Origin of the sequence: Sphingomonas sp. ABOLG, assembly GCF_003950435.1 — a bacterium.
GTDB lineage: Bacteria > Pseudomonadota > Alphaproteobacteria > Sphingomonadales > Sphingomonadaceae > Sphingomonas > Sphingomonas panaciterrae.
Genome location: NZ_QQWW01000007.1, coordinates 110,903 through 128,921, shown reverse-complemented (window position 1 = coordinate 128,921; position 18,019 = coordinate 110,903). Strand labels below are relative to the sequence as shown.

27 protein-coding genes are annotated in these 18,019 nt (G+C 63.7%); all 27 read right to left on the bottom strand.

Going from position 1 to position 18,019, the window contains the following annotated elements; all coding sequences use genetic code 11:
• Positions 1 to 3: 3 nt before the first annotated feature.
• Positions 4 to 354: a 50S ribosomal protein L18 gene (gene rplR, locus CA236_RS10310; RefSeq protein ID WP_046408573.1), complete on the bottom strand. Its 351-nt coding sequence runs from the start codon at positions 352 to 354 to the stop codon at positions 4 to 6.
• A complete protein-coding gene (gene rplF / locus CA236_RS10305; protein WP_046408571.1) occupies positions 351 to 884 on the bottom strand; it encodes a 50S ribosomal protein L6 in 534 nt (177 codons plus the stop codon). The genes rplR and rplF overlap by 4 nt, the downstream gene beginning before the upstream one ends.
• Positions 884 to 1,279 carry a 30S ribosomal protein S8 gene (rpsH, locus tag CA236_RS10300; RefSeq protein WP_046408570.1) on the bottom strand — a complete coding sequence of 132 codons (396 nt, stop codon included), beginning with the start codon at positions 1,277 to 1,279 and terminating at the stop codon, positions 884 to 886. The genes rplF and rpsH overlap by 1 nt, the downstream gene beginning before the upstream one ends.
• A gap of 10 nt (positions 1,280 to 1,289) precedes the next feature.
• On the bottom strand, positions 1,290 to 1,595 hold the full coding sequence (gene rpsN, locus CA236_RS10295) for a 30S ribosomal protein S14 (protein ID WP_046408568.1): 306 nt from the start codon (positions 1,593 to 1,595) through the stop codon (positions 1,290 to 1,292).
• Between the two features lie 38 nt (positions 1,596 to 1,633).
• The gene (gene rplE, locus CA236_RS10290) at positions 1,634 to 2,218 is read right to left on the bottom strand and encodes a 50S ribosomal protein L5 (RefSeq protein ID WP_125945527.1); all 585 of its coding nucleotides are present in this window, start codon (positions 2,216 to 2,218) and stop codon (positions 1,634 to 1,636) included.
• Positions 2,211 to 2,528 (bottom strand): 50S ribosomal protein L24, encoded by a 318-nt coding sequence (rplX, locus tag CA236_RS10285; protein WP_125945526.1) that lies wholly within the window; start codon positions 2,526 to 2,528, stop codon positions 2,211 to 2,213. Before rplX ends, rplE begins: the two co-directional genes overlap by 8 nt.
• Positions 2,528 to 2,896, bottom strand: a complete 369-nt coding sequence (rplN, locus tag CA236_RS10280) for a 50S ribosomal protein L14 (RefSeq protein ID WP_017979484.1) — start codon at positions 2,894 to 2,896, stop codon at positions 2,528 to 2,530. The genes rplX and rplN overlap by 1 nt, the downstream gene beginning before the upstream one ends.
• A 247-nt stretch (positions 2,897 to 3,143) precedes the next feature.
• Complete coding sequence (gene rpsQ / locus CA236_RS10275) at positions 3,144 to 3,428, bottom strand: 30S ribosomal protein S17 (RefSeq protein ID WP_046408562.1); 285 nt, start codon at positions 3,426 to 3,428, stop codon at positions 3,144 to 3,146.
• 13 nt (positions 3,429 to 3,441) lie between these two features.
• On the bottom strand, positions 3,442 to 3,645 hold the full coding sequence (gene rpmC / locus CA236_RS10270) for a 50S ribosomal protein L29 (RefSeq protein ID WP_046408560.1): 204 nt from the start codon (positions 3,643 to 3,645) through the stop codon (positions 3,442 to 3,444).
• Between the two features lies 1 nt (position 3,646).
• Positions 3,647 to 4,081, bottom strand: a complete 435-nt coding sequence (rplP, locus tag CA236_RS10265; protein WP_046408559.1) for a 50S ribosomal protein L16 — start codon at positions 4,079 to 4,081, stop codon at positions 3,647 to 3,649.
• Between the two features lie 12 nt (positions 4,082 to 4,093).
• On the bottom strand, positions 4,094 to 4,801 hold the full coding sequence (gene rpsC, locus CA236_RS10260; protein WP_046408557.1) for a 30S ribosomal protein S3: 708 nt from the start codon (positions 4,799 to 4,801) through the stop codon (positions 4,094 to 4,096).
• Positions 4,801 to 5,178, bottom strand: coding sequence for a 50S ribosomal protein L22 (gene rplV / locus CA236_RS10255; RefSeq protein ID WP_046408556.1), 378 nt, complete (start codon positions 5,176 to 5,178; stop codon positions 4,801 to 4,803). Before rplV ends, rpsC begins: the two co-directional genes overlap by 1 nt.
• Positions 5,178 to 5,456, bottom strand: a complete 279-nt coding sequence (gene rpsS, locus CA236_RS10250; RefSeq protein ID WP_046408554.1) for a 30S ribosomal protein S19 — start codon at positions 5,454 to 5,456, stop codon at positions 5,178 to 5,180. The genes rplV and rpsS overlap by 1 nt, the downstream gene beginning before the upstream one ends.
• The gene (gene rplB, locus CA236_RS10245; RefSeq protein WP_046408552.1) at positions 5,456 to 6,289 is read right to left on the bottom strand and encodes a 50S ribosomal protein L2; all 834 of its coding nucleotides are present in this window, start codon (positions 6,287 to 6,289) and stop codon (positions 5,456 to 5,458) included. The genes rpsS and rplB overlap by 1 nt, the downstream gene beginning before the upstream one ends.
• Before the next feature lies 1 nt (position 6,290).
• The gene (locus tag CA236_RS10240; protein WP_046408551.1) at positions 6,291 to 6,605 is read right to left on the bottom strand and encodes a 50S ribosomal protein L23; all 315 of its coding nucleotides are present in this window, start codon (positions 6,603 to 6,605) and stop codon (positions 6,291 to 6,293) included.
• The gene (rplD, locus tag CA236_RS10235; RefSeq protein WP_125945525.1) at positions 6,598 to 7,212 is read right to left on the bottom strand and encodes a 50S ribosomal protein L4; all 615 of its coding nucleotides are present in this window, start codon (positions 7,210 to 7,212) and stop codon (positions 6,598 to 6,600) included. Before rplD ends, CA236_RS10240 begins: the two co-directional genes overlap by 8 nt.
• A 2-nt stretch (positions 7,213 to 7,214) precedes the next feature.
• Positions 7,215 to 7,949: a 50S ribosomal protein L3 gene (gene rplC, locus CA236_RS10230; protein ID WP_046408547.1), complete on the bottom strand. Its 735-nt coding sequence runs from the start codon at positions 7,947 to 7,949 to the stop codon at positions 7,215 to 7,217.
• A 284-nt stretch (positions 7,950 to 8,233) separates the two neighbouring features.
• Positions 8,234 to 8,542 carry a 30S ribosomal protein S10 gene (gene rpsJ, locus CA236_RS10225; RefSeq protein ID WP_007406109.1) on the bottom strand — a complete coding sequence of 103 codons (309 nt, stop codon included), beginning with the start codon at positions 8,540 to 8,542 and terminating at the stop codon, positions 8,234 to 8,236.
• A 172-nt stretch (positions 8,543 to 8,714) separates the two neighbouring features.
• A complete protein-coding gene (gene tuf / locus CA236_RS10220) occupies positions 8,715 to 9,911 on the bottom strand; it encodes an elongation factor Tu (RefSeq protein WP_125945524.1) in 1,197 nt (398 codons plus the stop codon).
• Positions 9,912 to 10,043: 132 nt separating this feature from the next.
• A complete protein-coding gene (fusA, locus tag CA236_RS10215; RefSeq protein WP_046408542.1) occupies positions 10,044 to 12,137 on the bottom strand; it encodes an elongation factor G in 2,094 nt (697 codons plus the stop codon).
• A gap of 83 nt (positions 12,138 to 12,220) precedes the next feature.
• Positions 12,221 to 12,691: a 30S ribosomal protein S7 gene (rpsG, locus tag CA236_RS10210; protein WP_046408540.1), complete on the bottom strand. Its 471-nt coding sequence runs from the start codon at positions 12,689 to 12,691 to the stop codon at positions 12,221 to 12,223.
• A 117-nt stretch (positions 12,692 to 12,808) separates the two neighbouring features.
• Positions 12,809 to 13,180 carry a 30S ribosomal protein S12 gene (rpsL, locus tag CA236_RS10205; protein WP_029936467.1) on the bottom strand — a complete coding sequence of 124 codons (372 nt, stop codon included), beginning with the start codon at positions 13,178 to 13,180 and terminating at the stop codon, positions 12,809 to 12,811.
• A 227-nt stretch (positions 13,181 to 13,407) separates the two neighbouring features.
• Positions 13,408 to 14,394: an alpha/beta hydrolase gene (locus tag CA236_RS10200; protein ID WP_125945523.1), complete on the bottom strand. Its 987-nt coding sequence runs from the start codon at positions 14,392 to 14,394 to the stop codon at positions 13,408 to 13,410.
• A gap of 73 nt (positions 14,395 to 14,467) precedes the next feature.
• Positions 14,468 to 15,721 carry an amidohydrolase family protein gene (locus CA236_RS10195; RefSeq protein ID WP_241212601.1) on the bottom strand — a complete coding sequence of 418 codons (1,254 nt, stop codon included), beginning with the start codon at positions 15,719 to 15,721 and terminating at the stop codon, positions 14,468 to 14,470.
• Positions 15,718 to 16,188 (bottom strand): MAPEG family protein, encoded by a 471-nt coding sequence (locus CA236_RS10190; protein ID WP_125945522.1) that lies wholly within the window; start codon positions 16,186 to 16,188, stop codon positions 15,718 to 15,720. Before CA236_RS10190 ends, CA236_RS10195 begins: the two co-directional genes overlap by 4 nt.
• A 95-nt stretch (positions 16,189 to 16,283) precedes the next feature.
• Complete coding sequence (locus CA236_RS10185; RefSeq protein WP_231621890.1) at positions 16,284 to 16,532, bottom strand: septum formation initiator family protein; 249 nt, start codon at positions 16,530 to 16,532, stop codon at positions 16,284 to 16,286.
• 110 nt (positions 16,533 to 16,642) lie between these two features.
• Positions 16,643 to 17,923 carry a phosphopyruvate hydratase gene (eno, locus tag CA236_RS10180; protein ID WP_125945521.1) on the bottom strand — a complete coding sequence of 427 codons (1,281 nt, stop codon included), beginning with the start codon at positions 17,921 to 17,923 and terminating at the stop codon, positions 16,643 to 16,645.
• Positions 17,924 to 18,019: the final 96 nt, after the last annotated feature.

Sequence of the window (18,019 nt, the reverse complement as noted above, 5' to 3'; positions counted from 1 at the left end):
GTCTTAGAACTCCAGTCCGGCTTCGCGCGCGGCTTCCGCCAGCGCCTTCACCCGGCCGTGAAAGAGGAAGCCGCCACGATCGAACACGACCTGCGTGACGCCAGCAGCCTTCGCCGCCTCGGCAATGCGCTTGCCAACGGCAGTCGCGGCATCGACGTTCGACGTCGGACCTTCGTGGCCCTGGAGCGTCGACGCGGCAGCGACCGTGCGGCCCTGTGCGTCGTCGATCACCTGAGCGTAGATGTGCTTGCCCGAACGATGCACGGACAGGCGCGGACGGCCACCGCTGCGCGCACGAAGCGCCGTACGGTTGCGGCGACGCCGCTTCTCGAAAAGCGAAAGGCCCTTGGTCACTTCTTCTTTCCTTCCTTACGGAAGATGAACTCGCCGTCGTACTTGATGCCCTTGCCCTTGTACGGCTCAGGCTTGCGCCAGCGGCGGATCTCGGCGGCCAGCTGGCCAACCTTCTGCTTGTCAGCGCCCGAGATTTCGACCGTGGTCTGATCCGGGGTCTTCACCTCGATGCCTTCCGGCACGTCGATGTCGACGTCATGGCTGTAGCCAAGCTGCAGCTTGAGCTTGCGCCCCTGCGCAGCGGCACGATAGCCGACGCCGGTGATCAGCAGCTTCTTGGTGAAACCGTCGGTCACGCCAGTGACCAGGTTCTGCACCATGGTGCGCTGCATACCCCAGAAGGCGCGCGCCTGCTTGGAGTCGTTCGCCGGCTGCACCGAAATGGCGCCGTCCTCGAGCGTGTACTTGATCTCATCGCGCAGCGTGAGGCCGAGGGTGCCCTTGGGCCCCTTCACCGTCATCTGCTTGCCTTCGATCGTGGCAGTGACACCGGCCGGAACCGTGACTGCCTTCTTGCCGATGCGGCTCATCAGAACACCTCCGCCAGCACTTCGCCGCCGACGTTCTGCTCACGCGCTTCCGCATCGGAAAGCACGCCGCGCGGCGTCGAGACGATCGTGATGCCCAGGCCGTTCATCACGCGCGGCAGGCTCTGCGAGCCGCTGTAGATACGACGACCAGGCTTCGAGACGCGGGCGACATGCTTGATCGCCGGCTGGCCCTCGAAATACTTGAGCTCGATACGGACGCCCTTCACGGGGCCCATATCTTCCTCGCTATAGCCACGGATGTAGCCTTCGCGCTGAAGCACGTCGAGCACGCGGGTCCGCAGCTTCGACGCCGGCGACACGACGCTGTCCTTACGTGCGCGCTGGCCGTTGCGGATGCGGGTGAGCAGGTCACCCAGGGGATCGGTCACTGCCATCTTGGTGTCCTTACCAGCTCGACTTCGTCAGACCAGGAATCAGGCCCTTGTTGGCCAGTTCCCGAAGCATGACGCGGGCAAGACGGAACTTGCGGTAATACGCACGCGGCCGGCCGGTGATCTCGCAACGATTGCGGATACGGGTCGGGTTCGAATTGCGCGGCAGCTCGGCCATCTTCAGACGCGCGATGAGACGCTCGGTCTCGTCGAGCGACTTGTCGTTCGCCGTTGCCTTCAGCTTTGCCCACTTAGGGGCATATTGCTTCACGAGCTTCTTGCGACGCTCGTTCTTGTTCACGGAACTCAGTTTCGCCATGGACTTAAGCTCTCTCGTTCAGTTCGTTGCCAAGGGGCTCACGCCACCTTCTTCTCTTCTGCCGCCTCATCCCGCGGGAACGGGAAGCCGAACAGGCGAAGCAGCTCACGCGCCTCGTCGTCGGTCTTGGCAGTGGTGGTGACGATCACGTCCATGCCGCGCACCTTGTCGATGCGGTCATAGTTGATCTCGGGGAACACGATCTGCTCCTTCAGGCCGCAGGCATAGTTGCCGCGCCCGTCGAAGCTCTTCGGGTTCAGGCCGCGGAAGTCGCGGACGCGCGGGAGCGCGATGGTGATGAAGCGGTCGAGGAACTCGTACATGCGCTCACGACGCAGCGTGACCTTTACGCCGATCGGCATGCCTTCACGCAGCTTGAACTGCGCGATCGACTTCTTCGCACGGGTGATCACCGGCTTCTGACCCGCGATCAGTTCCATCTCGGAAGCAGCCTGCTCGACACGCTTCTTGTCCTGGGTCGCCTCACCGACGCCCATGTTGAGCACGATCTTCTCGATACGCGGAATCTCGAGCGCGTTCTTGTAGCCGAACTTCTCGATCATCGCCTTTGCGATGGTCTCGTCATACAGCTTGCGCAGGCGGGGCGTGTAGCCATCAGCCATCGATCTTCTCCCCGGTCTTGACCGCCACACGGACCTTCTTGCCATCCTGCATTTCGAAACGGACGCGCGTCGGCTTGCCGTCGGCGGTCACGTGCGCGACCTTCGAGATGTGAAGCGGCGCTTCGAAGCGGTTCAGGCCGCCCTGCGGGTTCATCTGCGACGGCTTGGTGTGGCGGGTCGCGACGTTCACGCCGGCGACGACGACCTTGCCGTCCTTCGGCATGGAAGCGGTGACGGTGCCGGTCTTGCCCTTGTCCTTGCCGGACAGAACGATGACCTGGTCGCCCTTCTTGATCTTGGCGGCAGCCATTACAGCACCTCCGGAGCCAGCGAGATGATCTTCATGTGCTTCTTGCCGCGAAGCTCACGCACGACCGGGCCAAAGATACGGGTGCCGATCGGCTCCTCGTTCTTGTTGACCAGCACCGCGGCGTTGCCGTCAAAACGGATGGTCGAGCCGTCCGCACGGTGAATGTCCTTGGCGGTGCGGACGATGACCGCGCGATGCACGTCACCCTTCTTCACCTTGCCACGCGGCTGAGCTTCCTTGATCGACACGACAATGATGTCGCCGACGCTGGCCGTGCGGCGCTTGGAACCACCAAGCACCTTGATGCACTGTACCCGCTTCGCGCCGCTGTTGTCAGCGACGTCGAGATTGGACTGCATCTGGATCATCGATCCGCTTCCTTCTCTCTATGGGGTGGATACCGACCCAACCCCGCCTTAAAAAAACGACCCCGGGCGCGACAATCGCGTCCAGGGGGAGCGGCCCGGTAGCCGCTCCACAGACAAAAGGCAATGCCCCGTGGGGCCTCACCCTTGCCTGCTCTCGATCGCCCCTGCCCCTCGACTGGTCTCCAGGAATCCCGGACCCTGGCCGATACCGACAGGAGCGCCCTGGTCTTCGACCCGGGCCTGCGGCTTACGCCGAGGCCGGCTCGTCGATCTCGACCCGTTCCGGCGTCGCGTGGGTGTTGACCCGATCGACGACCTTCCAGGTCTTCAGCTTGGAGATCGGCGCGGTCTCTTCGATCCGCACGGTCTCGCCCTGCTTGTACTCATTCGCCTCGTCATGGGCGTGGTACTTCTTCGAACGACGGATGATCTTGCCGTAGAGCGGGTGCTTCACCTTACGCTCTACGTTCACGACCACCGTCTTGTCGCCCTTGTCGGAGACGATCAGCCCGGTCAGCACGCGCTTCGGCATGGCTGTGGTCCTCTTACTTGCCGGCGGCAGCGGTGCGCTGCGCCTGCAGGGTCTTGATGCGGGCGATGTCCTTGCGGACCTCGCGCACGCGGCTCGGCTTCTCGAGCTGGTTGGTCGCCGCCTGGAAGCGCAGGTTGAACTGCTCGCGCTTCAGGTTGCCCAGCGCCTCGACGAGCTGGTCGTCGCTCTGGCCGTTGAAGTCAGTCTTGTTCGCCATCTTACTCGCCTCCGAGGTGCGACGTGTCGCCGAGACGCGCCACGACCTTGGTCTTGATGGGGAGCTTCATTGCCGCACGCTCGAAAGCTTCGGCAGCAAGCGGGCCGGGAACGCCATCCAGTTCGAACAGGATGCGACCCGGCTTCACGCGGGCGGCCCAATATTCCGGCGAGCCCTTACCCGACCCCATGCGGACTTCGGCCGGCTTGCCCGACACGGGAACGTCCGGGAACACGCGGATCCAGAGGCGGCCCTGGCGCTTGATGTGACGCGTGATCGCGCGGCGAGCCGCCTCGATCTGGCGTGCGGTGATACGCTCCGGCTCCATTGCCTTCAGGCCGTACGACCCGAAGTTGAGCGCGGTACCGCCCTTGGCGTCGCCGCTGATGCGGCCCTTGAACGCCTTGCGGAACTTGGTGCGCTTGGGTTGCAGCACTTCTTCTACTCCTTAGCGGCGGTCGTCGCGCGCAGGGCGCACGCCGGAGGTCTGAGCCTCCATCATCAACCGGTCGGTAGCCATCGGATCGTGACCAAGGATTTCACCCTTGAAGATCCAGACCTTGACGCCGCACACGCCATAAGCGGTGTGCGCCTGGGCCTCGGCATAGTCCATGTTCGCGCGCAGCGTGTGCAGCGGAACGCGGCCTTCGCGGTAGCTTTCCGAACGGGCGATCTCGGCGCCGCCAAGACGGCCACCACATGCCACGCGGATGCCGTCGGCACCGAGGCGCATCGCGGACTGCACCGCACGCTTCATGGCGCGGCGGAACGCGATACGACGCTCCAGCTGATCGGCAATGCCCTGAGCCACGAGCTTGGCATCGACTTCCGGCTTGCGGATCTCGACGATGTTCAGCGACACGTCGGAGCTGGTCATCGCGCCGAGCGTCTTGCGCAGCTTCTCGATGTCCGAGCCCTTCTTGCCGATGATCACGCCGGGACGTGCAGCGAAGATGGAGATGCGGCACAGCTTGGCCGGACGCTCAATCACCACCTTGGAGATCGCCGCCTGCGGCAGCGTCTTCAGGATGTACTGACGGATCTTGAGATCCTCCAGCAGCAGGCGACCATAGTCGGCACCGTCGGCGTACCAACGGCTGTCCCAGGTGCGGTTGATCTGCAGGCGCAGACCGATCGGGTTGCTCTTGTGACCCATTAGGCTTCTTCCTGCTCGCGCACGACGATCCGGAGCCGCGAGAACGGCTTGAGGATGCGCGTGGACTTGCCGCGGCCGCGCGTGGCGAACCGCTTCATGGTGATCGACTTGCCGACCGACGCCTCGGCGACGACGAGCGCGTCGACGTCGAGGTTGTGGTTGTTCTCGGCGTTGGCGATCGCCGAAGCGAGCACCTTGCGCGCATCAACAGCCATCGCCTTCTTGGAGAAAGCGAGGATGTTCATTGCGTCAGCAGCCGAGCGGCCACGGATCAGACCAGCGACCAGGTTCAGCTTCTGCGCCGAACCACGGATCTGCGTGCCGACCGAGAGCGCTTCCTTCTCGCCGACCTTGCGGGGGGACTGAGGCTTGCTCATCAGCGCTTGCCCTTCTTGTCAGCGGCGTGACCCGGGAAGTAGCGCGTCGGCGCGAACTCACCCAGCTTCATGCCAACCATGTCCTCGTTCACCGAGACCGGCACGAACTTGCGGCCATTGTACACGTTGAACGTCAGACCGACGAACTGCGGCAGGATGGTCGAACGGCGCGACCAGGTCTTGATCGGACCCGAACGACCGTTGCTGTCCTGCGCCACCTCTGCCTTCTTCAGCAGGTGAAGGTCCACGAACGGACCCTTCCAGACGGAGCGAGCCATTACTTCTTCCTCGCGTGACGGCTGCGGATGATCATCTTGTCCGTCGCCTTGTTGTGGCGGGTGCGCGCACCCTTCGTCGGCTTGCCCCACGGGGTGACCGGGTGACGGCCGCCCGAGGTGCGGCCTTCACCGCCGCCGTGCGGGTGGTCGACCGGGTTCTTCGCGACGCCACGGGTAAGCGGACGCTTGCCCATCCAGCGGGTACGACCCGCCTTGCCGAAGTTCTGGTTCTGGTTGTCGGGGTTCGACACCGCGCCGACCGTCGCCATGCACTCGCTGCGGATATAGCGCTGCTCGCCCGAGTTCAGGCGAACGATCACCATGCCGCGATCACGACCCACGACCTGCACATAGGTGCCAGCCGAACGCGCGATCTGACCGCCCTTGCCCGGCTTCATCTCCACATTGTGGACGATGGTGCCGACCGGAACCTGGCCCAGCTCCATGGCATTGCCCGGCTTCACGTCGGTCTTCTTGGCCGCGATCACCTTGTCACCGGCAGCGAGACGCTGCGGCGCGATGATGTAAGCCTGCTCGCCGTCGGCGTAGCTGACCAGCGCGATGAACGCCGTGCGATTGGGGTCATACTCGAGCCGCTCGACCGTACCCTCGGCGTCCCACTTGCGACGCTTGAAGTCGATGTAGCGATACTTCTGCTTGTGGCCGCCCGCGATGCCGCGGCTGGTCACGTGACCCTTGTTGTTGCGACCGCCGCTCTTGCGCTTGCCTTCGGTCAGCGCCTTGACGGGCGCGCCCTTGTGCAGCGTCGAGCGGTCGATCAGGACCAGGCCACGGCGAGCCGGGCTGGTCGGGTTATAATGCTTGAGCGCCATCTCAGTTGGCCCCCTCGGTGACGTCGATCGACTGCCCGTCCTTGAGCGTGACGATCGCCTTCTTCATGTCCTGGCGGAAGTACGGAGCGCCCTTCCAGCGCTTCGTCTTGCCCTTCTGGACGATGGTGTTCACGCCAACGACGCTGACGTCGAAGATCGCTTCAACCGCCGCCTTGATCTCCGGCTTGGAGGCCTTCTTGGCCACCTTGAACACCACGGCGTTCTGCTCGGAGAGAAGGGTCGACTTCTCGGTGATGTGCGGCGCGACAATCACGTCATAGTGACGCGGGTCGATCGCCTTCTGCTGCTTAGCCATTGAAGCGCGCCTCCAGCTTCTCGACCGCCGCGCGGGTCAGCACCAGCGTATCGGCCTTGATGATGTCATAGACGTTCGCGCCAACCGCGGGGAGCAGATCCACACCCGGCAGATTGTAGCCGGCGCGGAAGCCCTCTGCGGTCTCGCCGTCGATCACAAGCGTGCGCTTGCCGACGTTGAGCGTCGCGAAGTGACCCTTGAGCTCCTTGGTCTTCTGGACCTCGAAGCCGTCGAGGACGATCAGCGAACCAGCCTTGGCATGGCTCGACAGCGCCATCTTGAGGCCGAGTGCGCGGACCTTCTTGTTCAGACCCGGATTGAAGTCGCGAACACGGGCACCGTGCGCCTTACCACCGCCGATGAAGACGGGGGCACGACGATCGCCGTGACGAGCGACACCGCCGCCCTTCTGGCGACCCAGCTTCTTGCCCGAACGGGCGACATCGGCGCGCTCGCGCGTACCGCGGGCAGTGCCGCGACGCTTCTCGAGCTGCCAGGTGACGACGCGGTGCAGGATGTCAGCGCGCGGCTCGAGGCCGAAGACCTCGTCCGACAGCTCGACGTCCGCCACTTCGCTCCCGGCGAAGGAGGAAACCTTGACCTTCACGTTCAGCCCTCCTGGCCGTCGGTCGCTTCGGGTGCCGGAGCAGCCGCTGCGTTGTTGCTATTGGCAGCCTTCAGGCCGGCCGGACGCGGCGCGTCGGCATGCGGCTTCAGCTTCACGGCGTCCTTGACGAACAGCCAACCACCCTTCGAGCCAGGGACCGAGCCCTTGACGAAGATGAGGCCACGCTCGACGTCGGTGCCGACGATCTCGAGGTTCTGCTGGGTGCGGTTCTTGTCACCCATGTGGCCGGCCATCTTCTTGTTCTTGAAGACGCGACCCGGATCCTGACGGTTACCGGTCGAACCATGCGAACGGTGCGAGACCGACACGCCGTGCGTCGCACGCAGACCGCCGAAGTTCCAGCGCTTCATGGCGCCGGCGAAACCCTTACCCTGGGTACGACCCTGGATATCGACGAACTGGCCAGCAACGAAGTGATCGGCCGAAATCTCCGCGCCCACATCGAGGAGATTTTCCTCGCTGACGCGGAATTCATGGACGATCGCCTTGGGCTCGACTTCGGCCTTGCCGAAGTGGCCGCGCTGCGGCTTGGCGACATTCTTTGCCTTGGCGACACCTGCGCCAAGCTGGACGGCCGTATAGCCATCACGTTCCGTTTCGCGGCGAGAGATGACCTGAAGCCCTTCCAGCTGCAGGACGGTGACGGGCACGTGGCGGCCGTCGTCCTGGAACAGGCGGGTCATGCCCATCTTCTTCGCGATCACGCCGGTACGCATGATCCGTAGCTCCTCAACAGAGGCACCCATGGGCCCATCCCAAAGGTGCTTGTGACGCCCCCCTTGAAGGGGGCACCCCAATTTCAACCCGGCATAAAGCGAAGCGCGCCCCCGTCCCGGGCTGGTCGCCCCTCGCAAGTGAGGAGCAGACGGGAGACGCTGTCCCAACTGCGAGCAGCTGGCGGTATCTCTTGTTCTAGGTGCCCTTCACGGGTCCCACGCGTTTCCGGAACCACGGAAACGACAAACCCGCGGGACTCACGTCAACCGCGGGAGGCCGGCCATTACGCCAGCTTGATCTCGACGTCAACGCCCGCCGCCAGGTCGAGCTTCATCAGCGCGTCGACGGTCTGCGGGGTCGGCTGCACGATGTCGAGCATGCGCTTGTAGGTGCGCACCTCGAACTGCTCGCGGCTCTTCTTGTCGATGTGAGGGCCACGGTTGACCGTGAACTTCTCGATACGCGTCGGGAGCGGGATCGGACCACGAATGAGGGCACCGGTACGTCGGGCGGTGTCGGCGATGTCGCCGGTCGCCTGGTCGAGCACGCGATGATCGAACGCCTTCAGGCGAATGCGGATGTTGCTGTCCATAATCCCTACCGATGCGAAAGAGCGGGCCACGTGAACGCGGCTCTTGCTGTTCGTGAAACTGTCGAAGGCGCGGCCAATAGCCCTGCCCTCATAAAAAGGCAACCGCCCGACACACCATATGGCGTGCCGGGCGGCAGCTTTGCGGCGAACCGCTGGATCTTAAAGAAAGATCTTACTTGGCGATCGAGCTGACGACGCCTGCACCGACGGTGCGGCCGCCCTCGCGGATCGTGAAGCGCTGGCCCACGTCCATGGCGATCGGCGCGATCAGCTTGATGCCCAGAGCGACGTTGTCGCCCGGCATCACCATCTCGGTGCCCTCAGGCAGCTCGACGGTGCCGGTCACGTCCGTCGTACGGAAGTAGAACTGCGGACGATAGTTGGCGAAGAACGGCGTGTGACGGCCACCCTCTTCCTTCGACAGCACGTACACTTCCGACGAGAACTCGGTGTGCGGCTTGATCGAGCCCGGCTTGCAGAGCACCTGGCCACGCTCGACTTCGTCGCGAGCGACGCCGCGGATCAGCGCGCCGACGTTGTCGCCAGCCTGGCCCTGGTCGAGCAGCTTGCGGAACATTTCCACGCCGGTGACGGTCGTCTTGCGGACTTCCGGGTGGATGCCGACAATCTCGACTTCCTCACCAACCTTGATGATGCCGGTCTCGACGCGACCGGTGACGACCGTGCCACGACCCGAGATCGAGAACACGTCTTCGATCGGCATCATGAACGGCTTGTCGAGCGGACGCTCCGGCTGCGGGATGTACTCGTCAACCGCCTTCATGAGCTCCATGACGGCGTCGGTGCCGAGCTTCTGGTCCGAACCCGACAGGGCGCAGGTAGCCGAGCCCTTGATGATCGGAATGTCGTCGCCCGGGAATTCGTACGAGCTCAGCAGCTCGCGAACTTCCAGCTCGACCAGCTCGAGGATTTCCTCGTCGTCGACCAGGTCGACCTTGTTGAGGAACACCACCATCGCCGGCACGCCGACCTGACGGGCGAGCAGGATGTGCTCACGGGTCTGCGGCATCGGGCCGTCGGTGGCCGACACGACCAGGATTGCGCCGTCCATCTGGGCAGCGCCGGTGATCATGTTCTTCACATAGTCGGCGTGACCCGGGCAGTCGACGTGCGCATAGTGACGGTTGGCGGTCTCGTACTCGACGTGTGCGGTCGAGATGGTGATGCCGCGCTCACGCTCTTCCGGCGCCTTGTCGATGTTCGCGAAGTCGACGGCCGCGTTGCCGGCGACGTTCTCTGCGAGAACCTTGGTGATCGCTGCGGTCAGCGAGGTCTTGCCATGGTCGACGTGACCGATGGTGCCGATGTTCAGGTGCGGCTTGGTCCGCTCAAACTTAGCCTTAGCCATTGTTGTCCTACCTTCTGGATTTCCACTTGAGCCGCACGAGGACTCGCCGTGAAGGCGGCCCCATAGCGGCTGAATTGTCGTTGCGCAAACCCTCTCCCGTCTTCCGGTCGACCCGGAAGACGGGAAGAGCGATTACGCCAGCTTCGCCTTGACCTCGTCCGCGACGTTCTGCGGCACTTCATCATAGTGCGAGAACTGCATCGAGTAGCTGGCACGGCCCTGGGTGAACGAGCGCAGCGAGTTCACGTAGCCGAACATGTTCGCGAGCGGCACCATCGCCGTCACCGCCTGCGCGTTGCCGCGCGTGTCGGTGCCCTGGATCTGACCACGACGCGAGTTCATGTCGCCGATCACGTCGCCGAGGTAATCCTCCGGCGTCACGACCTCGACCTTCATCACCGGCTCGAGCAGCGTGATCCCGGCCTTCTGCGCCGCTTCGCGCATTGCGCCCCGGGCGGTGATTTCGAACGCCAGGGCCGACGAGTCGACGTCGTGATACGCGCCGTCATACAGCACGATCTCGAAGTCGATGATCGGGAATCCAACCAGCGAACCGGTTGCTGCCGTCTCACGGAAGCCCTTTTCGATCGCGGGGATATATTCCTTCGGAATGTTACCGCCCTTGATCTCGTCCTTGAAGATGATGCCAGCACCACGCTCGCCCGGCGTCAGCTTCACCTTCACGCGACCGAACTGACCGGTGCCGCCCGACTGCTTCTTGTGGGTGTAGTCGATGTCGACCGGCTTCTTCAGGTATTCGCGATACGCCACCTGCGGCGCACCGACGTTCGCCTCGACCTTGAACTCACGCTTCATGCGGTCGACGAGAATCTCGAGGTGGAGCTCGCCCATCCCCTTGATGATCGTCTGACCCGATTCGTGATCGGTCGACACGCGGAACGAGGGATCCTCGGCGGCCAGGCGGTTCAGGGCGACGCCCATCTTCTCCTGGTCGGCCTTGGTCTTGGGCTCCACGCTGAGCTCGATCACCGGCTCAGGGAATTCCATCCGCTCGAGGATGATCGGGTTCGCCGGATCGCACAGCGTGTCACCGGTCGTCGTTTCCTTCAGACCCGCGATCGCGACGATGTCACCCGCACGCGCTTCCTCGATGTCCTCACGCGAGTTCGCGTGCATCAGGAGCATACGGCCAATCTTTTCCTTCTTGTCCTTCACCGAGTTCAGGTAGCTGCCCTTGGCCAGCTTGCCCGAATAGATGCGCGCGAAGGTGAGCGAGCCGACGAACGGATCGTTCATGATCTTGAACGCCAGCAGCGACATCGGCGCGTCATCCGACGGCGGACGCGAATCGACCGTTTCGCCGTCCAGCTTCACACCCTGAACGTCAGGGATGTCGAGCGGGCTCGGCAGATAGTCGACCACGGCGTCGAGCAGCGGCTGAACGCCCTTGTTCTTGAACGACGAACCGCACAGCACCGGCACGAAATCGAACGCCAGCGTGCCCTTGCGGATCAGGCGCTTGAGGGTCGCGGTGTCAGGCTCGTTGCCCTCCAGATACGCCTCAAGCACCGCCTCGTCCTGCTCGACGGCGATCTCGATCAGCTCGGCGCGGGCAGCCGCGGCCGCATCCTTCATGTCATCCGGAATCTCGCGATATTCGAACTTCGCGCCCAGCGACTCGTCCAGCCACACGATCGCGCGGTTCTCGACGAGGTCGACGAGACCGACAAACTGGCTCTCGATGCCGATCGGCAGGTACAGCACGGCAGTACGTGCACCCAGACGATCCTTGATCATCTGAACGCAGCGATCGAAGCTCGCGCCGGTACGATCCAGCTTGTTGACGTAGCAAAGACGCGGGACGCGATACTTGTCGGCCTGACGCCACACCGTCTCGGACTGCGGCTCAACGCCGGCCACGCCATCAAAGCAGGTGACCGCGCCGTCCAGCACGCGCAGCGAACGCTCCACCTCGATGGTGAAGTCGACGTGCCCCGGCGTGTCGATGATGTTGATCAGGTGCTCGTCACCCTTGCCCTCGCTCGCGCGCCACTTGCACGTGGTCGCCGCGGAGGTGATGGTGATGCCGCGCTCCTGCTCCTGCTCCATCCAGTCCATCGTCGCGGTGCCTTCGTGCACTTCGCCGATCTTGTAGGACTTGCCGGTGTAGTAAAGGATGCGCTCGGTCGTCGTCGTCTTGCCGGCGTCGATGTGCGCCATGATGCCGATGTTACGGTACTTCTCGAGCGGATGGCTGCGGGCCATGGTCGGGCTTTCCTTAGAGATGTGGGGAGCAGGCCCTTGGCCAGCTCCCCACGATATAGTTTACGTGCGAGACGCTTCCAAGACTACCAGCGGTAGTGGCTGAAGGCGCGGTTCGCTTCCGCCATGCGGTGGGTGTCTTCGCGCTTCTTCACCGCATTGCCGCGGTTGTTCGAAGCGTCGAGCAGCTCACCCGACAGGCGGGCCGACATGGTGTTCTCGCTGCGACCGCGGGCCGCCGAGATCAGCCAGCGGATCGCCAGCGCCTGGGCGCGCTCCGGACGAACCTCGACCGGCACCTGGTAGGTCGCACCACCGACGCGGCGGCTGCGGACCTCAATGCCCGGCTTGATGTTGTTCAGCGCATCATGGAACACGCCCAGCGGGTCGCGCTTGGCGCGCGACTCGACCGTGTCGAGTGCGGAATAGACGATGCCCTCGGCGACGGACTTCTTGCCGTCCAGCATCACCGAATTCATGAACTTGGACAGAACCTCATCACCGAACTTGGGATCAGGCAGGATTTCCCGCTTCTCGGGACGACGACGACGCGCCATTTGGAATTCCTTCTCAGATCAACCGCTCCTGTCCGCCCGCCCCCAGCTTTCGCGGGAGCCGCCTGACAATGGTGCGGGACACAAACCTCGAGACCCCGGGCCAGCCGGGATGCCGGCTTACTTCGGACGCTTCGCGCCGTACTTCGAGCGGGACTGACGACGGTCCTTCACGCCCTGCGTATCGAGCACGCCGCGCAGCACGTGATAGCGCACGCCGGGAAGGTCGCGCACACGGCCGCCGCGGATGAGCACAACCGAGTGCTCCTGCAGGTTGTGGCCTTCACCCGGGATGTAGCTGATGACTTCGCGCTGGTTGGTCAGGCGAACCTTCGCCACCTTGCGCAATGCCGAGTTCGGCTTCTTCGGGGTCGTGGTGTACACACGGGTGCAAACGCCGCGCTTCTGCGGGTTCTGCTCCATCGCAGGGACCTTGCTCTTGGCCTTCTGCGGTTCGCGGCCCTTGCGGACCAGCTGGTTGATCGTCGGCATTGAAGCCTTCACCTTTCGTATAGGTTACTTTGCTGGAGCCCTGACAGCACTTGGAATACGAAAAGGACCTTGGGCGGCCATCAACCTCCCGGGTCCTCTAAGCATCCAGCAATGTTCAAGCTTGCCCGCGCCGGGTCAGACCCGCCACGAACGGGCGCGGCTATACGCATCGCGACCCGACTGGTCAATGGCGGCCACCCTGCCAGCCAGCCAGGGGGCACCCCGTTTCACGCGATGACCGAGAGCAACGTCTTTTCGAAGCGCGCCGGATCTTCCACCTGCGGCGAGTGGCCGAGTCCGTCCAGCGGAACCAGCCTGGCAGACGGCAGCTTGCGGACCGCCTCAGTCGCGACTTGCGGGATAGCCTCGAGGAACTTCTGCAGCGATGCGGGTGCCTGCGCGCGGCCGAACGAGGTCTTATCCAGCGTGCCGACGATGAGCGTCGTCGGCGCCGTCACGCGGTAAAGTTCATGCGCGATCGGCTGCGTCCGAATCATTTCGCCGGTCTTCGCCTGCGCCAGGGCGACCGTGTCGCGCCCTGCCCCGGCATACATGCCGGCCTGCATCAACGCCCAGCGATCATAGGCTGGTTTCCAGGTGCCATGATAATAGTTGGCGGTCTGGTACGCCCGGATCGAGGCATAATCGGTCTTCTTCTCCCCCGCCCAAAGGGTATCGACATCTACATAGGGCACGCCCGCTTCCGACCGGTCGACCAAGCCGAGCGGGTTGACCAGCACCAGGCGATCGACCGCCTTAGGATACATGATGGCGTAGCGCGTCGCGAGCATTCCTCCCATCGAGTGACCGACGACAATGGCCTTCGTCACTCCGCGCGAGGCGAGCAGACGGTTGGTGTGATGCGCGAGCATCGCGAAGCTGTACTGCGCCGCGCGCGGCTTTGCCGATTTGCAAAAGCCGATCTGGTCGGGGATGATCACGCGATAACCCGACGCGCTGAGCGTCCGCGCCGTCGACTCCCACGTCGCGCCACAGAAGTTCTTGCCGTGCATCAACACGACCACGCGGCCATTGGGCCGGGCCGGTGCGACGTCCATGAAGGCCATTGTCGCGGGCTGACCGACGACGTCGGCCGTCATGGTCTGCACCGGCCACGGGTAAGTGAAACGCTCCAGATGCGGGCCGTAGTCCGGGGCCGTCGACGCCGCTGCCGCCAAGATGACGCCGCCCGCCACCACGCCGATCGCCCACATTGCCCCGCCCCCGAAGTTACCCTGTTACGGGCGTTAACCATGTTGCAAGCAGAACGCCACCGCCTCACCGCGGTCAGTCGACCCGTGCACCTCCCTTGATGACGGCGACCGGGCGTTCCAGCACCGTGACATCCTCCAGCGGATTGCCCGCCACCGCGACGATGTCACCGAAGCGGCCGACAGCGATCGCGCCAACGTCACGGTTGCGCCCGAGAGCGTCGGCCGCGGTCAGGGTCGCGGCGCGGATCGCCTGCAACGGGGTCATGCCGAAGCGCACCATGATGCCGAACTGCTTGCCTGCATCCTTGTGCGGCATCACCCCGGCGTCGGTTCCGAACACCATCTTCACGCCGGCGGCATTGGCCTTGCGGAAATTGTCGCGCTGGATCTGCGCGATCTCGCGATCCTTGCGCAGATTGTCTTCAAGCACGCCGTTCTTCTTTCCCTCCGCCTGGGTATATTCGGTGTTATAGATGTCCATCGACAGATAGGTGCCCTTCTCCTTCGCGAGACGGATCCCCTCATCGTCGATCAGGCTGGCATGTTCGATCGTGTCGATCCCGGCGCGGATCGCCGCCTTGATCCCGGCCGCACCATGCGCATGTGCGGCCGTCTTCAACCCCCATTGATGCGCCTCGTCAGCGATCGCGCGCAGTTCGCCCTCGGAAAGCTGCTGTTGCCCCGGTTCGGTGTTGCGGCTGAAAACGCCGCCGGTTGCACACACCTTGATCACCTCGGCACCATATTTGCGCTGCTCGCGAACACGGGTGCGCAATTCGTCCGGCGTGTCCCCGACCGCCTTGCCACGCTGGTTGAAGCTGGGCGGGAAGAAGGTGCTGTCGCAATGGCCGCCGGTCGCTCCCAGGGCATAGGCAGCCGGCACGATTCGCGGCCCGACCATCAGTCCTTCGTCAATCGCCTGCTTGTAGGCCACGTCGTTGTAGTTTTCCGACCCCACGTTGCGCACAGTGGTGAACCCGGCGCGCAGCATGGCGCCAGCGTTGCCGACCCCTTGCACCCCCCAGAAGCTGTCGGTGAACTGAAGCCCGTTGTACCCGCCATATATGGGGGTGCTGTCGAGGTGAACGTGCATGTCGATCAGGCCCGGCACTAGCGTCACATCACCCAGATCGATCCGCTTCGCGCCCGCAGGTGCCGCACCGCCGAGCGCGGTGATGCGCCCATCCGTCACGGTAATGACCGGACGCGGGACCAGCACGCCCTTCTCGACATCAAGCATCTGGGCGGCGGTGATGACCACCGTCTCCGCCGCCGCAGGGACAGCCACCGTCAACGCGGCAGCCGCAAACACGAGCCTCGACTTCAAAGAACACCCCCCATTGCCTGCACGGCGCGACGATAGTCGCCGGCCACCGTCACGATGTCGACGAAGAAACCGACCCACATCGCCAGCAGGATCACCACCGATACCAGATAGGCGAAGAACCGCGCCGGCACCTTCTTCGGCCCGATGTGGATGTAGCTATGAACGGCCCGTGCGATAACGAACAGCCAGGCAAGCGTCACCTGAATGTTATTGACCTGCGCCGTCACGATCAGCAGCGACACCAGTGCGAAATAGAGCACCGGCATCTCGAACAGATTGGCGAGATTGTTCGCGGGCATCTCGACCGGTCGGAAATAGCGCAGCGCCGCCTCGCCATCCGCAAAATCCTGCGGTCGCGGCGGTGTGTGCTTCATGTGGCGGATGCGATGAAAGAACAGCGTGAACCAGACGACGAAGATCAGCCCGACCATAGCAAAGGTCGGCCACAGGATGTTCAACGCGGCCATGATGCCCCTCCCCCAAATAAGCGCAGCATGGGGCGAATGAGCGGAAGTGAAAAGAGGGACGGGCGACCGGGAAGCGCTCGAAAAGGCCCAGCTGACTAGTTCAGTGGGACGATCACTTCGTCGGGGTGAGCGACGTTCAGTTCACGCCGCACCAGTTCGTCCACCATGTCCGGGTTCGCGTGACGCGGATCAAGAAGCGCGACTCGATTACGCAACACCTCTCGCTTGTGATCGAGCGCCGCATAATAATGTTCACGCTTCGCAACCTGCCGCTTGTATTCCCCGAAGGCGAAGATGCCATTCGCACCAAGAACGGCATAGCCACCGAAGAACGCCATCACCATCACCGCCAGCGCAGGCCAGGTGGCGCGCTTCAGTACGGCACGAAAGGTGGAGGGCTTGCGGCGTTTCACACGAAGATTTTCGCCGAAAGCCCTCCTTTATTCAAGCTGTTTCAGCGGGTGCGCAACACGTCCCGGCCGGCATAAGCGGCAACCGTGCCGAGCTCCTCCTCGATCCTGATCAGCTGGTTGTACTTGGCGAGCCGATCGGACCGCGCGAGACTGCCGGTCTTGATCTGCCCGCAGTTCGTAGCGACCGCCAGATCGGCGATCGTCGCGTCTTCGGTCTCGCCCGAACGGTGGCTCATGACCGCGGTGTAGCCGGCCCGCTCCGCAATGCGCATCGCCTCCAGCGTTTCCGACAGCGTGCCGATCTGATTGACCTTCACCAGCAGCGAATTGGCGAGGCCGCGCTTGATGCCATCGCGCAGACGCGCCGGATTCGTGACGAACAAATCGTCGCCGACGAGCTGGACCTTGTCGCCGATCTTGTCGGTCAGCGCCTTCCAGCCCTCGAAATCGTCCTCGGCCATGCCGTCCTCGATCGACAGGATCGGGTAACGCGAAACGAGATCGGCGAGATAATCAGCCATTGCGCCGGGCTCGAGCGACAGGCCCTCGCCCGAAATTTCATATTTGCCGTCGCGGAAGAACTCGGTCGCCGCGCAGTCGAGCGCGAGCATCACGTCGTCGCCCGGCGTGTATCCCGCCTTCTCGATCGACTGCATGATGAAATCGAGCGCATCGGTGGTGCTCGCCAGATTGGGCGCGAAGCCGCCCTCGTCTCCGACGGAGGTGGCAAGCCCCTTCTCGTGCAGGCCCTTCTTCAGCGTATGGAATATCTCCGAGCCGCAGCGCACCGCGTCAAGGATGTTCTCCGCGCCCACGGGCATGATCATGAATTCCTGGAAATCGATCGGATTGTCAGCATGTTCGCCGCCATTGATGATATTCATCATCGGCACCGGCAAGACATGCGCGCCAGCGCCGCCGACGTAGCGGTAGAGCGGCAGGCCGCGCGCGTCGGCCGCTGCCTTGGCCACGGCCAGGCTGACGCCGAGAATCGCGTTCGCGCCCAACCGCCCCTTGTTCGGCGTGCCATCCAGCTCGATCAGAACAGTATCGATCTCCAGCTGATCCTCGGCCTCCAGCCCGCGGATGGTGTCCGCAATCTCGCCGTTGACCGCTTCGACCGCGCCCTCCACGCCCTTACCCAGCCAGCGCGACTTGTCGCCATCGCGGCGTTCCACTGCCTCGTGCGCGCCGGTCGACGCGCCCGACGGCACGGCCGCGCGGCCGAAGCTGCCGTCTTCGAGGAATACGTCGACCTCAACCGTGGGGTTGCCACGGCTGTCGATGATCTGGCGGCCCTGCAGGTCGATGATTGCGGTCACGTAACGATCCTTCTACGATGGCGAGGACGGGTTTTCGGCGTCCGATAACGTGACGTGCTCCCGGCGGCAAATCGTGATGGAACACCCTCGCCGTGG

Bases quoted from the DNA above. Each gene is read 5' to 3' on its own strand.
- rpsS (WP_046408554.1), bottom strand. From the start codon at position 5,456: ATGGCTCGCTCCGTCTGGAAGGGTCCGTTCGTGGACCTTCACCTGCTG.
- rpsJ (WP_007406109.1), bottom strand. From the start codon at position 8,542: ATGGACAGCAACATCCGCATTCGCCTGAAGGCGTTCGATCATCGCGTG.
- rplB (WP_046408552.1), bottom strand. From the start codon at position 6,289: ATGGCGCTCAAGCATTATAACCCGACCAGCCCGGCTCGCCGTGGCCTG.
- CA236_RS10190 (WP_125945522.1), bottom strand. From the start codon at position 16,188: ATGGCCGCGTTGAACATCCTGTGGCCGACCTTTGCTATGGTCGGGCTG.
- CA236_RS10200 (WP_125945523.1), bottom strand. From the start codon at position 14,394: ATGTGGGCGATCGGCGTGGTGGCGGGCGGCGTCATCTTGGCGGCAGCG.
- rplC (WP_046408547.1), bottom strand. From the start codon at position 7,949: ATGCGTACCGGCGTGATCGCGAAGAAGATGGGCATGACCCGCCTGTTC.
- rplX (WP_125945526.1), bottom strand. From the start codon at position 2,528: ATGGCTGCCGCCAAGATCAAGAAGGGCGACCAGGTCATCGTTCTGTCC.
- CA236_RS10185 (WP_231621890.1), bottom strand. From the start codon at position 16,532: ATGGTGATGGCGTTCTTCGGTGGCTATGCCGTTCTTGGTGCGAATGGC.
- rplF (WP_046408571.1), bottom strand. From the start codon at position 884: ATGAGCCGCATCGGCAAGAAGGCAGTCACGGTTCCGGCCGGTGTCACT.
- rpsL (WP_029936467.1), bottom strand. From the start codon at position 13,180: ATGCCGACGATCAACCAGCTGGTCCGCAAGGGCCGCGAACCGCAGAAG.
- fusA (WP_046408542.1), bottom strand. From the start codon at position 12,137: ATGGCCCGCAGCCATCCGCTCGAGAAGTACCGTAACATCGGCATCATG.
- rpsC (WP_046408557.1), bottom strand. From the start codon at position 4,801: ATGGGTCACAAGAGCAACCCGATCGGTCTGCGCCTGCAGATCAACCGC.
- rpmC (WP_046408560.1), bottom strand. From the start codon at position 3,645: ATGGCGAACAAGACTGACTTCAACGGCCAGAGCGACGACCAGCTCGTC.
- CA236_RS10240 (WP_046408551.1), bottom strand. From the start codon at position 6,605: ATGGCTAAGCAGCAGAAGGCGATCGACCCGCGTCACTATGACGTGATT.
- rpsG (WP_046408540.1), bottom strand. From the start codon at position 12,691: ATGGCGCGTCGTCGTCGTCCCGAGAAGCGGGAAATCCTGCCTGATCCC.
- tuf (WP_125945524.1), bottom strand. From the start codon at position 9,911: ATGGCTAAGGCTAAGTTTGAGCGGACCAAGCCGCACCTGAACATCGGC.
- rpsQ (WP_046408562.1), bottom strand. From the start codon at position 3,428: ATGCCGAAGCGCGTGCTGACCGGGCTGATCGTCTCCGACAAGGGCGAC.
- rplN (WP_017979484.1), bottom strand. From the start codon at position 2,896: ATGATCCAGATGCAGTCCAATCTCGACGTCGCTGACAACAGCGGCGCG.
- rpsH (WP_046408570.1), bottom strand. From the start codon at position 1,279: ATGGCAGTGACCGATCCCCTGGGTGACCTGCTCACCCGCATCCGCAAC.
- rplE (WP_125945527.1), bottom strand. From the start codon at position 2,218: ATGGCTGATGGCTACACGCCCCGCCTGCGCAAGCTGTATGACGAGACC.
- rplV (WP_046408556.1), bottom strand. From the start codon at position 5,178: ATGAGCAAGCCTCAGTCCCCCCGCAAGGTCGGCGAGAAGGAAGCGCTC.
- rpsN (WP_046408568.1), bottom strand. From the start codon at position 1,595: ATGGCGAAACTGAGTTCCGTGAACAAGAACGAGCGTCGCAAGAAGCTC.